Source organism: Citrobacter sp. On2M (genome assembly GCF_018035235.1).
In the GTDB taxonomy this organism is placed as follows: Bacteria; Pseudomonadota; Gammaproteobacteria; order Enterobacterales; family Enterobacteriaceae; genus Citrobacter; species Citrobacter meridianamericanus.
On sequence record NZ_WPCV01000002.1, the window covers coordinates 575,766 to 590,640 of the forward strand.

12 protein-coding genes are annotated in these 14,875 nt (G+C 51.7%); 8 read left to right on the plus strand and 4 right to left on the minus strand.

Annotated features, from left to right (window positions below; translation table 11 throughout):
- Positions 1–47 precede the first annotated feature (47 nt).
- From dgt to cdaR, 3 genes are all read left to right on the plus strand, one after another.
- Positions 48–1,565 (plus strand): dGTPase, encoded by a 1,518-nt coding sequence (gene dgt, locus On2M_RS04905; protein ID WP_151216788.1) that lies wholly within the window; start codon positions 48–50, stop codon positions 1,563–1,565.
- Between the two features lie 129 nt (positions 1,566–1,694).
- On the plus strand, positions 1,695–3,128 hold the full coding sequence (gene degP, locus On2M_RS04910; RefSeq protein ID WP_187253755.1) for a serine endoprotease DegP: 1,434 nt from the start codon (positions 1,695–1,697) through the stop codon (positions 3,126–3,128).
- A gap of 147 nt (positions 3,129–3,275) precedes the next feature.
- Positions 3,276–4,433 carry a DNA-binding transcriptional regulator CdaR gene (cdaR, locus tag On2M_RS04915; protein WP_151216789.1) on the plus strand — a complete coding sequence of 386 codons (1,158 nt, stop codon included), beginning with the start codon at positions 3,276–3,278 and terminating at the stop codon, positions 4,431–4,433.
- 86 nt (positions 4,434–4,519) lie between these two features.
- Here cdaR and On2M_RS04920 read toward each other — a convergent pair whose 3' ends face one another.
- The 4 genes from On2M_RS04920 to map all read right to left on the minus strand — a co-directional run bounded on the left by On2M_RS04920 (position 4,520) and on the right by map (position 9,577).
- Positions 4,520–4,906, minus strand: a complete 387-nt coding sequence (locus tag On2M_RS04920; RefSeq protein ID WP_003018562.1) for a DUF3461 family protein — start codon at positions 4,904–4,906, stop codon at positions 4,520–4,522.
- Positions 4,907–5,015: 109 nt separating this feature from the next.
- The gene (gene dapD / locus On2M_RS04925; RefSeq protein ID WP_003837532.1) at positions 5,016–5,840 is read right to left on the minus strand and encodes a 2,3,4,5-tetrahydropyridine-2,6-dicarboxylate N-succinyltransferase; all 825 of its coding nucleotides are present in this window, start codon (positions 5,838–5,840) and stop codon (positions 5,016–5,018) included.
- Between the two features lie 31 nt (positions 5,841–5,871).
- The gene (glnD, locus tag On2M_RS04930) at positions 5,872–8,544 is read right to left on the minus strand and encodes a bifunctional uridylyltransferase/uridylyl-removing protein GlnD (RefSeq protein ID WP_151224583.1); all 2,673 of its coding nucleotides are present in this window, start codon (positions 8,542–8,544) and stop codon (positions 5,872–5,874) included.
- 238 nt (positions 8,545–8,782) lie between these two features.
- On the minus strand, positions 8,783–9,577 hold the full coding sequence (map, locus tag On2M_RS04935) for a type I methionyl aminopeptidase (protein ID WP_151216791.1): 795 nt from the start codon (positions 9,575–9,577) through the stop codon (positions 8,783–8,785).
- Positions 9,578–10,025: 448 nt separating this feature from the next.
- Here map and rpsB point away from each other — a divergent pair, with 448 nt between their 5' ends.
- The 5 genes from rpsB (at position 10,026) to ispC (ending at position 14,742) form a co-directional block, all read left to right on the plus strand.
- Entirely contained in the window at positions 10,026–10,751 is a 726-nt protein-coding gene (gene rpsB / locus On2M_RS04940; protein WP_016151758.1) for a 30S ribosomal protein S2, read from the plus strand.
- A gap of 264 nt (positions 10,752–11,015) precedes the next feature.
- Positions 11,016–11,867, plus strand: a complete 852-nt coding sequence (gene tsf, locus On2M_RS04945; RefSeq protein ID WP_151216792.1) for a translation elongation factor Ts — start codon at positions 11,016–11,018, stop codon at positions 11,865–11,867.
- Positions 11,868–12,012: 145 nt separating this feature from the next.
- Positions 12,013–12,738 carry a UMP kinase gene (gene pyrH / locus On2M_RS04950; RefSeq protein ID WP_151216793.1) on the plus strand — a complete coding sequence of 242 codons (726 nt, stop codon included), beginning with the start codon at positions 12,013–12,015 and terminating at the stop codon, positions 12,736–12,738.
- 139 nt (positions 12,739–12,877) lie between these two features.
- A complete protein-coding gene (gene frr, locus On2M_RS04955) occupies positions 12,878–13,435 on the plus strand; it encodes a ribosome recycling factor (RefSeq protein WP_016151760.1) in 558 nt (185 codons plus the stop codon).
- A gap of 110 nt (positions 13,436–13,545) precedes the next feature.
- Positions 13,546–14,742 (plus strand): 1-deoxy-D-xylulose-5-phosphate reductoisomerase, encoded by a 1,197-nt coding sequence (gene ispC / locus On2M_RS04960; protein ID WP_151216794.1) that lies wholly within the window; start codon positions 13,546–13,548, stop codon positions 14,740–14,742.
- Positions 14,743–14,875: the final 133 nt, after the last annotated feature.

Here is a 14,875-nt window from a genome sequence, read left to right on the forward strand (position 1 = left end):
TCTATCATGCGCTTAAGGGGTAGCGCATTTCTCAGGCGGGAGAGGATATGGTACAGATCGATTTCCGAAAAAAAATAAACTGGCATCGTCGTTACCGTTCGCCGCAGGGCATGAAGACGGAGCATGAGATCCTGCGTATTTTTGAAAGCGATCGTGGACGTATTATCAACTCTCCTGCTATTCGCCGGCTGCAGCAAAAAACCCAGGTCTTTCCGCTGGAGCGTAATGCCGCGGTGCGCACGCGCCTGACGCACTCGATGGAAGTTCAGCAGGTTGGGCGCTATATCGCGAAAGAGATCCTCAGTCGGCTGAAAGAACTCAAGCTGCTGGAGCAGTATGGCCTGGATGAACTGACGGGGCCGTTTGAGAGTATTGTCGAAATGTCGTGCCTGATGCATGACATCGGGAATCCACCGTTTGGCCATTTTGGTGAAGCGGCGATCAATGACTGGTTCCGCCAGCGACTGTATCCCGCCGACGCGGAAAGTCAGCCCCTTAGCGACGACCGCTGCCTGGTTGCGGCGCTACGTTTACGCGAAGGCGAAGAGTCGCTGAATGATATTCGCCGCAAGGTGCGTCAGGATCTCTGTCATTTTGAAGGCAATGCGCAGGGTATTCGTCTGGTGCATACTTTGATGCGAATGAATCTTACCTGGGCGCAGGTTGGCGGTATTTTAAAATATACCCGTCCGGCATGGTGGCGCGGCAGTACACCTGAAACACATAACTATTTAATGAAGAAACCGGGCTATTATCTTTCCGAGGAACCGTATATTGAGCGGTTGCGTAAAGAATTATCATTAGCGCCTTACAGTCGTTTTCCATTAACCTGGATTATGGAAGCTGCCGACGATATCTCTTATTGCGTAGCCGATCTTGAGGATGCCGTTGAGAAAAGAATCTTCAGCGTCGAGCAACTTTATCACCATTTGTATGAGGCGTGGGGACACCATGAAAAGGGTTCCCTGTTTAGTCAGGTTGTTGAGAACGCCTGGGAAAAATCACGTTCAAATACATTAAGCCGCAGCACCGAAGATCAGTTCTTTATGTATTTACGCGTCAATACGCTGAATAAACTGGTGCCGTATGCGGCCCAGCGGTTTATTGATAATTTACCGCAGATTTTTGCGGGTAGCTTTAATCACGCGCTGTTAGAAGATGCGAGTAGCTTCAGTCAGTTGCTGGGTGTCTATAAAAACGTGGCGGTAAAACATGTGTTTAGCCATCCAGACGTTGAGCAACTGGAATTGCAGGGCTACCGAGTCATCAGCGGGTTGCTGGAGATCTATCAGCCTTTATTAAAAATGTCCCAGTCAGATTTTACTGAACTGGTCGACAATGAAAGAGTTAAACGTTTCCCTATCGAATCACGATTATTTCAGAAGTTGTCTACTCGCCATCGTCTTGCTTATGTAGAGGCGGTTAGTAAAATATCAACAGGTTGCGCTGAGTTTTCGGTACTGGAATATTATTATCGCTGCCGGCTGATTCAGGATTATATCAGCGGTATGACAGATTTGTATGCCTGGGATGAATATCGTCGCTTGATGGCCGTAGAACAATAAATACTCATTTGTAAAGACGACCAATAAAATTTTACTTTTTCCTTAAACTCAATTCTGGAACTTAGCGCTATAAAACGACTCTGACGTATACAGCAATTTTGCGTTACCTGTTAATCGAGAACGAAACACATGAAAAAAACCACATTAGCAATGAGTGCACTGGCTCTGAGTTTAGGCTTGGCGTTGTCCCCTCTGTCTGCAACTGCGGCTGAGACGTCGTCTTCAGCAATGACCGCCCAACAGATGCCAAGCCTGGCCCCGATGCTCGAAAAAGTGATGCCATCGGTGGTAAGTATTAACGTCGAGGGGAGCACGACGGTGAATACGCCGCGTATGCCGCGTAATTTCCAGCAGTTCTTTGGTGATAATTCACCGTTCTGTCAGGACGGTTCTCCGTTCCAGAGTTCTCCGTTCTGCCAGGGCGGCGCGCCGGGCGCTGACAATGGCGGCGGCCAGCAGCAGAAATTTATGGCGCTGGGTTCCGGCGTAATTATTGATGCCGCGAAAGGATATGTCGTGACTAACAACCACGTGGTGGATAATGCCACGGTGATTAAAGTCCAGTTGAGCGATGGTCGTAAATTTGACGCGAAGATCGTGGGTAAAGATCCACGTTCTGATATCGCGCTGATCCAAATTCAGGATCCGAAAAACCTGACAGCAATTAAGCTGGCAGATTCCGACGCGTTACGCGTGGGGGATTACACCGTGGCGATTGGTAACCCGTTTGGCCTCGGTGAGACCGTGACTTCCGGTATCGTTTCTGCGCTGGGGCGTAGCGGCCTGAACGCGGAGAACTACGAAAACTTTATTCAGACAGATGCCGCGATTAACCGGGGTAACTCCGGTGGTGCGCTGGTCAATTTGAACGGCGAGCTGATCGGCATTAACACCGCGATCCTCGCACCGGACGGCGGTAACATCGGTATCGGTTTTGCGATCCCAAGCAACATGGTGAAAAACCTGACTTCGCAGATGGTTGAGTTTGGCCAGGTTAAACGTGGTGAGCTGGGTATTATGGGAACCGAGCTGAGCTCTGAGCTGGCGAAAGCGATGAAAGTTGACGCTCAGCGCGGCGCATTTGTCAGCCAGGTGATGCCAAACTCTTCGGCAGCGAAAGCAGGTATTAAAGCCGGGGATGTGATTACCTCCCTGAACGGTAAACCTATCAGCAGCTTTGCCGCTCTGCGTGCGCAAGTGGGGACAATGCCGGTAGGCAGTAAAATTAGCCTTGGCCTGCTGCGCGACGGTAAGCCAGTCACCGTGAATCTGGAACTGCAGCAGAGCAGCCAGACTCAGGTTGATTCCAGCTCTATCTTCAAAGGCATTGAAGGTGCCGATATGAGCAACAAAGGTCAGGACAAAGGGGTCGTGGTTAGCGACGTTAAACCGAATAGTCCGGCTGCACAGATCGGCCTGAAGAAAGGTGATGTGATTATCGGTGCGAACCAACAGCCGGTGAAAAACATCGCCGAACTGCGCAAAATCCTCGAGAGCAAACCGGCTGTACTGGCGCTGAACATTCAGCGTGGCGACAGCTCCATCTATCTGTTGATGCAGTAATCTCCCTCAACCCCTTCCTGCACAGGAAGGGGTTCTTTTTGTGATACCTCCCACAACTCCATATTTATCCCTTCTGCTTTGTGCATTTGCACAATGTCGCCGCTTATTATCTTCCCTATGCTTGAGCTCTGCTCACAGGAGGGGTTTATGGCTGGCTGGCATCTTGATACCAAAATGGCACAGGATATCGTGGCGCGAACCATGCGCATTATTGATACCAATATCAACGTAATGGATGCCCGTGGGCGGATCATTGGCAGCGGCGATCGCGAACGTATTGGTGAATTGCACGAAGGTGCGCTGCTGGTGCTTTCGCAGGGTCGGGTGGTGGACATTGACGATGCGGTGGCCCGGCATTTACACGGTGTGCGGCAGGGGATAAACCTGCCGTTGCGTCTTGAAGGCGAAATCGTTGGCGTTATCGGGCTTACCGGCGAACCGGAACATCTGCGCAAGTATGGCGAACTGGTGTGTATGACCGCGGAAATGATGCTGGAGCAGTCGCGTCTGATGCATCTGTTAGCGCAGGATAGTCGCCTGCGTGAAGAACTGGTGATGAACCTGATCCAGGCAGAAGAGAATACGCCAGCGCTGATGGAATGGGCGCAGCGATTAGGCATTGATTTAAACCAGCCGCGTGTGGTGGCTGTGGTGGAGGTCGATAGCGGTCAGCTTGGTGTTGATAGTGCGATGGCGGAGCTACAGCAATTGCAGAGCGCATTGACTACGCCCGAACGTAATAATCTGATTGCGATTGTTTCTTTGACCGAGATGGTGGTGTTGAAACCGGCTCTCAATCAGTTTGGCCGCTGGGACGCTGAGGATCATCGCAAGCGGGTTGAGCAGCTCATTGCTCGCATGAAAGAGAACGGACAGCTGCGTTTTCGCGTGTCGCTGGGCAACTATTTTACCGGGCCTGGCAGTATTGCCCGTTCGTATCGTACGGCGCGCACGACCATGATGGTCGGTAAGCAACGGATGCCGGAAAGCCGTAGCTATTTCTACCAGGATTTAATGCTGCCGGTGCTGCTGGACAGTTTGCGCGGTGGCTGGCAGGCTAACGAGCTGGCGCGTCCGCTGGTACGGCTGAAAGCAATGGATAACAACGGCTTACTGCGTCGCACATTAGCGGCGTGGTTTCGGCATAACGTTCAGCCGCTGGCGACCTCAAAAGCGTTATTTATCCACCGCAATACGCTGGAATATCGCCTGAACCGAATTTCAGAGCTGACTGGGCTGGATTTAGGGAATTTTGACGACCGACTGCTTCTGTATGTCGCGTTACAGTTGGATGAGCAGCATTAATTCATTGCCTGATGGTATTACGCTTATCTGGCAAAATGCCGGGGGCGGCTTCGCCTTACCCGGCATACGAACACATTCACTCGCGGTTATTTACGCGTTAGCTTTTCCAGATCGGCTTCAATTTCGCTGATCTTGTTGGTCACGACGCTTTCCAGATGACGTAAATCATCGAGGATCTTGCGTTTAAGATCGACTTCGCTGCGATCGCGCTGGCAGATCTGATCCAGTTCGTCGATCACATAACGCAGGTTGGGGCTGATCTCCTGCACTTCTTTGTAACCCTGGCCGACGCCATCGGCGACAACCGTTTTACGCTGACGGGGATATTTGAACTTCACGCTCTTGGCAAAAAACTCACCTTTATCCTTCTGGAAATAGATTTTCAGGATATCGTTGTTGGCTTCTTGCCGCAGGCTGTAACGATCGATTTCTTCAGGATTAGTAATGCCCAGACTTTTCAGATTGTCATACATAGCGGTACCCTTAAGCTCACTATAACCATTGAATAATTAACGAAAAGCCTTGTTTATGCCACTCGTAGATGTAAAAAAAGCGGGCTAAGCCCGCTTTTTCAAATCACTGTTAGTCGATGGTGCGTAACAGTTCGTTGATTCCTACTTTGCCACGCGTTTTGGCATCGACTTTCTTCACAATTACCGCGCAGTACAGGCTATATTTGCCATCTTTCGACGGCAGGTTGCCGGAGACAACCACAGAGCCTGCCGGAACGCGGCCATAATGCACTTCGCCGGTTTCGCGATCGTAAATACGGGTGCTTTGACCGATGTACACGCCCATAGAGATAACAGAGCCTTCTTCGACGATCACGCCTTCAACCACTTCAGAGCGCGCGCCGATGAAGCAGTTGTCCTCGATGATGGTCGGGTTAGCCTGTAACGGCTCCAGTACGCCGCCGATGCCAACGCCACCGGACAGGTGAACGTTTTTACCGATTTGCGCGCAGGAACCCACGGTCGCCCAGGTATCAACCATTGTACCTTCATCAACATAAGCGCCGATGTTTACGTAAGAAGGCATCAGTACGGTGTTACGTGCGATAAACGCACCCTGGCGTACGGCTGCTGGCGGAACCACGCGGAAACCCTCTTTCTGGAAGCGTGCTTCATCATAGTTGGCGAATTTCATCGGTACTTTATCGAAGTAACGACTTTCCGCACCCTCGATAACCTGATTATCGTTAATACGGAAAGAGAGCAGGACCGCCTTTTTCAGCCACTGATGCGTGACCCACTGACCCTCAATCTTCTCTGCGACGCGCAGTGCACCGGAATCCAGTAAAGCAATAACCTGATTCACCGCTTCGCGGGTTACGGTATCTACATTTGCCGGAGTAATGTCGGCACGGCGCTCGAAAGCGGACTCAATAACGTTCTGTAACTGCTGCATTGTTAAACTCTTTCCATAATAAATAAAAACATTACCCTTTATCGTTTGGATTGAGGGCCTCTGTCAACCGTTGATGTACTTCCTGCTGCAGCTCATTATTAAGGGCGCGCCGGTCGGCAGTGGCGATTATGAATAAATCTTCTACTCGCTCGCCAATGGTTGTAATTCGGGCGCCATGCAGCGAAATTCCCAGATCGGCAAAAATCTGCCCGACCCGCGCCAGCAGTCCAGGCTGGTCGAGGGCGATAAGCTCAAGGAATGATTTTCGGTCGGTATGGGTCGGCAGGAAAGTGACCTCGGTATCGACGGTAAAGTGGCGTAATTTTGCCGGTTGGCGACGCGGCTGCGGCGGCTGCCAGCTCCGCTGCGTGATCGCCTGTTCCAGTCCAAAACGGATCGCTTCGTGTCGGTCTGACGACAGCGGGCTACCGTCCGGCTCCAGTACAATGAACGTATCCATCGCCATCCCATCGCGGGTGGTAAAGATCTGCGCATCGTGGACGCTTAGATTGCGCCTGTCCAGTTCGGCGCAAACGGCGGCAAACAGGTAAGGGCGATCGGGGCTCCAAATGAATATTTCTGTTCCGCCGCGCGTGGCCTGCGGGCTGAGCAGGATTAGCGGCTTACTGAGATCGTGTTGCAGCAGATGACGCGCATGCCAGGCCAGTTGATTTGGGCTGTGGCGCACGAAATAGTTGGCGCGACAGCGCGACCAGATGTGGTGCAGCGCTTCTTCATCAATGTTATCCATACGCAGTAGCGCCAGCGCCTGAAGCTGATGATGGCGAACGCGTTCGCGCATATCCGGCGTGTTTTGCATCCCGCGACGTAGCTGTTTTTCCGTGGCAAAGTACAACTCACGCAGCAAACTTTGCTTCCAGCTATTCCACAGCGTTTCGTTAGTAGCGCAAATATCCGCGACGGTCAGGCACACTAAAAAGCGCAGACGGTGTTCCGTTTGTACTTCTTCAGCGAATTGCTTGATCACTTCTGGATCCTGAATATCACGGCGCTGAGCGGTCACCGACATCAGCAAATGCTGACGCACCAGCCAGACGATCAGCTGCGTTTCACGTGAGTTCAGACCGTGCAGTTCGGCGAATTTGAGCACGTCCTGGGCGCCGAGAACCGAGTGATCGCCGCCGCGACCTTTGGCGATATCGTGGAACAGCGCGGCAATCAGAATCAGTTCAGGTTGTCGCAAGCGCGGCCACAGATCCACGCACAGCGGATGGCGCGGGCGGGTCTCTTCGTTAGCAAAACTTTCCAGCTTGAGCATCACGCGGATGGTGTGTTCATCCACCGTGTAGGCATGAAACAGGTCAAACTGCATTTGGCCGACAATATGTGACCATTGCGGCATATAGGCCCACAAAACGCTATGGCGATGCATCGGCAGCAGGCCGCGACTCACTGCTCCCGGATGGCGCAACATACTCAGAAATAGTGAGCGCGCTTCCGGGATGTAGCACAGCGGCTGGGTTAAATGACGGCGGGCATGACGCAGATGGCGCAGCGTGGTGGAGTAAATCCCAGCGATCGCGCTGTTACGCACCATGATGTAAAACATCCGCAATATCGCTTCGGGTTTGCGGATAAACAGGTCGTCGTTGCGCAGATCAATCAACGAGCCGCGTAGTTGAAAGTCGTCGTCAATCGGACGAGGTTTTTCATCGGCGGGCAGGGCGAGGATTGCCTCGTCAAATAGCTGCAGCAGCATGTGGTTCAGTTCGCTGACCCGCCGCGTAACGCGGAAATAGTCTTTCATCATCCGCTCGATTGGCTCGTTGCCTTCACCGCCGTAGTTCAGGCGTTGCGCCACGCTGAGCTGACGATCAAACAGCAGGCGGTTATCGTAGCGACTGACCTCCAGATGCAGGGCGAAGCGAATGCGCCAGAGGATGTGCAGACATTCATTCAATTCGGCGCGTTCTGCCAGCGTCAGGAAGCCAAAGCCGACCATTTCATCCAGCGAGGTAGCGCCAAAATGGCGGCGGGCGACCCATTGCAGAGTATGAATATCGCGCAGGCCGCCGGGGCTGCTTTTGATATCCGGCTCCAGGTTGTAGCTCGTGCCGTGATAGCGTTGGTGGCGCTGATTTTGCTCTTCCACTTTGGCGGCGTAAAATTTATCGGACGGCCAGAAACCTTCGCTAAAAATATGCTTTTGTAGCTCAAGAAACAGCGCCACGTCGCCAATCAGCAGGCGTGTTTCTATCAGGTTGGTGGCGACGGTTAAGTCTGACAATCCTTCCAGCAGACACTCTTCCAGCGTGCGCACGCTGTGCCCAACCTCGAGCCTCACGTCCCACAGCAGCGTTAACAACTCGCCGACTTTTTCGGCCTGCGCGTCAGGGAGCTTTTTACGACTGAGGATTAGCAGGTCAATATCGGAAAGCGGATGCAGTTCGCCGCGTCCGTAACCGCCAACTGCAACCAGCGCCAGGTCGGCAATTTGACCAAAACCAGCTTCAATCCACAGACGCTGAAGCAACTGGTCAATAAACTCGGTGCGGGCCTCAATCAGCTGTTCAGCGGAGATCCCGCTGTCAAACGCTTCACCTAACCAGTGCTGGAACGCGTCGATATGCGCTTTAATGCCGGGACAGTTGAGGTCGTGCTGCGGCCAGGTTCCGGGATTTTGCGGTTGGCCAGGCAGGGTGGGGAGGGCAGTATTTGCGTGCTGTTCAGGAAGAGTATTCATTTTGCGCCACCCATTAAAAAGCCGGATGGCGGCTAATGCGCCTTACCCGGCCTACGGATTTACTCTTCATCCTTCAAGCTGCTTCTGCGTTGGCTGCGCTCGTTCACTCCAGTCACGTACTTTTGTACGCTTCTGGAGGTTCACTCTCTTGCCGTCTTGAATCAATTCGAATGATTTTGAGTAAAGGTGCAACTTGTAGGCCTGATAAGATGCAGGGGCATCGCCATCAGGCAAAACATTATTCGCCGTGTGTGATGATCGCCGGGATGGTGTCATCCTTGCGTAACGTCAGAATTTCACAGCCGTTTTCCGTCACCACAATAGTATGCTCGTACTGAGCAGACAAGCTCCGGTCTTTGGTTTTTACCGTCCAGCCGTCTTTCATGGTGCGGATGCGGTAATCACCGGCATTCAGCATAGGTTCTACGGTGAAGGTCATGCCCGGCTGCAGTACCACGCCGCCGTCGTCTGCATCGTAATGCAGAACCTGAGGCTCCTCGTGGAAGCCGCGACCGATGCCGTGACCGCAGTATTCACGGACCACAGAGAACCCTTCGCCTTCCGCATATTTCTGAATCGCAGCGCCCAGTGTGCGCAGGCGAATACCCGGTTTTACCATCCGCAGCGCCAGGTACAGGCTTTCCTGCGTGACGCGGCACAGACGCTCGCCCAAAATGGTAGGTTTGCCGACGATGAACATTTTCGAGGTGTCGCCGTGGAATTCGTCTTTAATTACGGTGACGTCAATGTTGACGATATCACCGTCTTTCAGGAGTTTGGCGTCGTCCGGGATCCCGTGGCACACCACCTCATTAATAGAGATGCACACGGATTTCGGATAACCGTGGTAGCCAAGGCATGCGGAAATAGCCTGCTGCTCGTTCACGATGTAGTCATTACAGATGCGATCCAGCTCGCCAGTGCTGACGCCCGGTTTAACAAATGGTTCGATCATTTCCAGTACATCAGCGGCCAGGCGACCAGCGACGCGCATTTTTTCGATTTCTTCAGGGGTCTTGATTGAGATAGCCATGAATTCTGTCCATCAGTACCGATGATATCGGCAATAATTGTTTAAGTGCTGCCAATGGTATCAGTCAGGGGTGTACCCTGCCAAATTGAGAATCATTCTGAACTTCGCCTTTCGTGCCACAGGTGCGTTGGCTGTATTTTTTCACTCCGCTCACTTACTACATGTAAGCTCCCGGAGATTCGAAAATTTGCCGCCTTCCTGTAACACGAAATTCATCGTTCATTCAGCACACAGTGCCAACAATTATTGGTGTCGGCGGCGTATTTGTGGTATAAAGCGCGCCGGACTTCCGATCCGTTCGAAGACTACACACGATGGACGGGAGCGACAAATCTCACTTTGTGTAACAACACACACGTATCGACACATATTCCGGGGTGCCCTTTGGGTCGGTAATATGGGATGCGTGGAGGCTTAACCCCAACTTTTATATATAGAGGTTTTAATCATGGCAACTGTTTCCATGCGCGACATGCTCAAGGCTGGTGTTCACTTTGGTCACCAGACCCGTTACTGGAACCCGAAAATGAAGCCGTTCATCTTCGGTGCGCGTAACAAAGTTCACATCATCAACCTTGAGAAAACTGTACCGATGTTCAACGAAGCTCTGGCTGAACTGAACAAGATCTCTGCTCGTAAAGGTAAAATCCTTTTCGTTGGTACTAAACGCGCTGCAAGCGAAGCGGTGAAAGAAGCTGCTAACAACTGCGACCAGTTCTTCGTGAACCATCGCTGGTTGGGCGGTATGCTGACTAACTGGAAAACCGTTCGTCAGTCCATCAAACGTCTGAAAGATCTGGAAACTCAGTCTCAGGACGGTACTTTCGAAAAGCTGACCAAGAAAGAAGCGCTGATGCGCACTCGTGAGCTTGAGAAACTGGAAAACAGCCTGGGCGGTATCAAAGACATGGGCGGTCTGCCGGACGCTCTGTTCGTAATCGATGCTGACCACGAGCACATTGCTATCAAAGAAGCAAACAACCTGGGTATCCCAGTATTTGCTATCGTTGATACCAACTCTGATCCGGACGGTGTTGACTTCGTTATCCCGGGTAACGACGACGCAATCCGTGCTGTGACCCTGTACCTGGGCGCTGTAGCTACTACCGTTCGTGAAGGCCGTTCTCAGGATCTGGCTTCCCAGGCGGAAGAAAGCTTCGTAGAAGCTGAATAATAAGGCACGCTCGTTAGAGCGACCCCTTATATATCCTGGATAATTCGAGTTGCTGGAAGGCGTTGACGCAACGAATCCCCCGGAGCTTACGTCAGTAAGTGACTGGGGTGAGTAAGGAAAACAACGCACCAGCAGCTTGAAGAATGACGGATATAGGCCAGGTAGTATCACGTTTGGTTAGGGGGCCTGTATATGGCCCCCTTTTTCACTTTTAAATCTGTGCGGTTTCATGCCGGGCAGATCAAATCTTCCGAGGATTTTAGAATGGCTGAAATTACCGCATCCCTGGTAAAAGAGCTGCGTGAGCGTACTGGCGCAGGCATGATGGATTGCAAAAAAGCACTGACTGAAGCTAATGGCGACATCGAGCTGGCAATCGAAAACATGCGTAAGTCCGGCGCAATCAAAGCGGCGAAAAAAGCAGGCAACGTGGCTGCTGACGGCGTAATCAAAACCAAAATCGACGGCAACATCGCTTTCATTCTGGAAGTTAACTGCCAGACTGACTTCGTTGCTAAAGATGCTGGTTTCCAGGCATTTGCTGACAAAGTACTGGACGCTGCCGTTGCTGGCAAAATCACTGACGTTGAAGTTCTGAAAGCACAGTTCGAAGAAGAACGTGTTGCACTGGTTGCTAAAATCGGTGAGAACATCAACATCCGTCGCGTTGCTTCCCTGGAAGGCGACGTTCTGGGTAACTACCAGCACGGTGCTCGTATCGGTGTTCTGGTTGCTGCAACTGGCGCTGACGAAGAACTGGTTAAACAGCTGGCAATGCACGTTGCTGCAAGCAAACCAGAATTCGTTAAGCCGGAAGACGTTTCCGCTGAAGTGGTAGAGAAAGAATACCAGGTTCAGCTGGATATCGCGATGCAGTCTGGTAAGCCGAAAGAAATCGCAGAGAAAATGGTTGAAGGCCGCATGAAGAAATTCACCGGCGAAGTTTCTCTGACTGGCCAGCCTTTCGTTATGGATCCGAGCAAATCTGTTGGTCAGCTGCTGAAAGAGCACAATGCTGACGTAACAGGCTTCATCCGCTTTGAAGTGGGTGAAGGTATCGAGAAAGTTGAGACTGACTTTGCAGCAGAAGTTGCTGCAATGTCCAAGCAGTCTTAATTTTTAAAGGAGCCGCCTGAGGGCGGCTTCTTTTTGTGTCTGGCTTGTAAATTCAGCGAACCGCTATAGTGGTCATGCTGAAAAGCGGCATACAATGTCGCCGGAATTAACTCATCTCATTCGTTGACAGTCTCAGGAAAGAAACATGGCTACCAATGCAAAACCCGTCTACAAACGTATTCTGCTTAAGTTAAGTGGCGAAGCTCTGCAAGGTTCAGAAGGCTTCGGTATTGATGCAAGCATCCTTGACCGTATGGCTCAGGAAATCAAAGAGCTGGTTGAGCTGGGTATCCAGGTTGGCGTAGTGATTGGTGGTGGTAACCTGTTCCGTGGCGCTGGTCTGGCGAAAGCAGGGATGAACCGTGTTGTGGGCGACCACATGGGCATGTTAGCCACCGTCATGAACGGTCTGGCGATGCGCGATGCGCTTCACCGCGCCTATGTGAACGCTCGCTTGATGTCCGCTATTCCTCTGAATGGCGTGTGTGATAACTACAGCTGGGCAGAGGCTATCAGCCTGCTGCGCAACAACCGCGTTGTTATTTTGTCTGCGGGTACCGGCAACCCATTCTTTACCACCGATTCTGCAGCCTGCCTGCGTGGTATTGAAATTGAAGCGGATGTGGTACTGAAAGCCACCAAAGTCGACGGCGTATTTACGGCTGATCCGGCTAAAGATCCAACCGCGACCATGTACGAGCAGTTGACCTATTCGGAAGTGCTGGATAAAGAACTGAAAGTGATGGATCTGGCGGCGTTCACGCTGGCTCGTGACCACAAATTGCCGATTCGTGTCTTTAACATGAACAAACCGGGTGCGCTGCGCCGTGTTGTTATGGGTGAAAAAGAAGGCACGTTAATCACGGAATAATTCCCGTTGCGGCTAAATGCAGGTAATATTCCGCTTTAATGTCGCGGGATACGTCCCTCAAAATTAATCAAGACTATACTTGTCACATCTTGCGTGGTGGGTATGGTCTGACTGAAACAAGCTTTCAAGGATTCGTAACGTGATCAACGATATCAGAAAAGATGCTGAAGTACGCATGGACAAATGCGTCGAAGCGTTCAAAAACCAAATCAGCAAAATTCGCACGGGTCGTGCTTCTCCTAGCCTGCTGGATGGTATTGTCGTGGAATATTACGGCACACCGACTCCGCTGCGCCAGTTGGCAAGCGTAACGGTTGAAGATTCCCGTACCCTGAAAATTAACGTGTTTGACCGTTCTATGGGACCAGCCGTTGAGAAAGCCATTATGGCTTCCGACCTCGGTCTGAACCCAAGCTCTGCGGGTTCCGATATCCGCGTTCCGCTGCCGCCGCTGACTGAAGAACGTCGTAAAGATCTGACCAAGATCGTGCGTGGCGAAGCTGAAGGCGCGCGCGTTGCCGTACGTAACGTACGCCGTGATGCCAACGACAAAGTGAAAGCATTGTTGAAAGAAAAAGAGATCAGCGAAGATGACGATCGCCGTTCTCAGGATGACGTGCAGAAACTGACTGACGCAGCTATCAAGAAAGTTGATGCGGCGCTGGCAGAGAAAGAAACGGAACTGATGCAGTTCTGATTCGCCTGTACGCTAAAAACGCCGCTTAGAAGGCCTGAGAAGGCTGGAGAGCGGCGTTTTGCTTTATTCTGCCTATATACCTTAAAGGGTAAAATTCTTCTGGATGTCTCATGAAGCAATTAACCATCCTGGGATCAACCGGTTCCATTGGTTGCAGTACGCTGGATGTAGTACGCCATAACCCGGAAAAATTTCGTGTTGCTGCGTTAGTGGCGGGTAAAAATGTCGCCCGTATGGTCGAGCAATGCCTGGAGTTTGCTCCTCGCTATGCGGTAATGGACGATGAAAAAAGCGCGACGTTGGTAAAAATAGCTCTGCTGGAGCAGGGCTGTCGTACTGAGGTAATGAGTGGACAGCAGGCGGCCTGTGATATGGCTGCGCTGGATGATGTTGATCAGGTGATGGCGGCGATTGTTGGCGCGGCGGGATTGCTGCCGACGCTGGCTGCAATTCGTGCGAGCAAAAGCATTTTACTGGCGAATAAAGAATCTCTGGTGACCTGTGGTCGTCTGTTTATGGACGACGTGAAACGTCACAAAGCGCAACTTTTGCCGGTAGATAGCGAACATAACGCGATTTTTCAGAGTTTACCGCAACCTATCCAACACAATCTGGGATACGCTGACCTTGAGCAAAATGGCGTCATGTCAGTTTTGCTTACCGGGTCTGGTGGCCCTTTCCGTGAAACGCCATTGTCCGATCTGATTTCTATGACCCCCGATCAGGCATGTCGTCATCCGAATTGGTCGATGGGACGAAAAATCTCTGTCGATTCCGCCACCATGATGAATAAAGGTCTGGAATACATTGAAGCGCGTTGGTTGTTTAATGCCAGTGCGAGTCAGATGGAAGTGCTGATTCATCCGCAGTCGGTTATTCATTCGATGGTTCGTTATCAGGATGGTAGCGTTCTGGCGCAGTTGGGGGAACCTGATATGCGTACACCTATTGCCCATACGATGGCATGGCCAGAACGTGTGACGTCTGGTGTTAAGCCTGTCGACTTTTGCCAACTCAGTGCGTTGACGTTTTCCGCACCTGATTATCAGCGTTATCCCTGCCTGAAACTGGCGATGGACGCGTTTGAGCAAGGGCAAGCGGCGACGACCGCGCTGAACGCCGCGAATGAAATTACCGTTGCCGCATTTTTGGCGCAGCAGATCCGATTTACCGATATTGCTGACCTGAATTTATCCGTACTGGATAAGATGGATTTGCAGGAGCCACAGAGCGTTGATGATGTGCTGAAGGTTGATGCCATCGCGCGGGATGTCGCCAGAAAAGAAGTGATGCGACTCTCAAGCTGATGATAATCCCTGTACGCAGAATCGCGCTATTTGTTAGCGTTGGGCTTCAGTGATATAGTCTGCGCCACTCGATCGCGGGTATTTGCTTTTTTCCGGTCGGGTAAGCCGTGGTTTGACACGGCTTTTTTGTGGA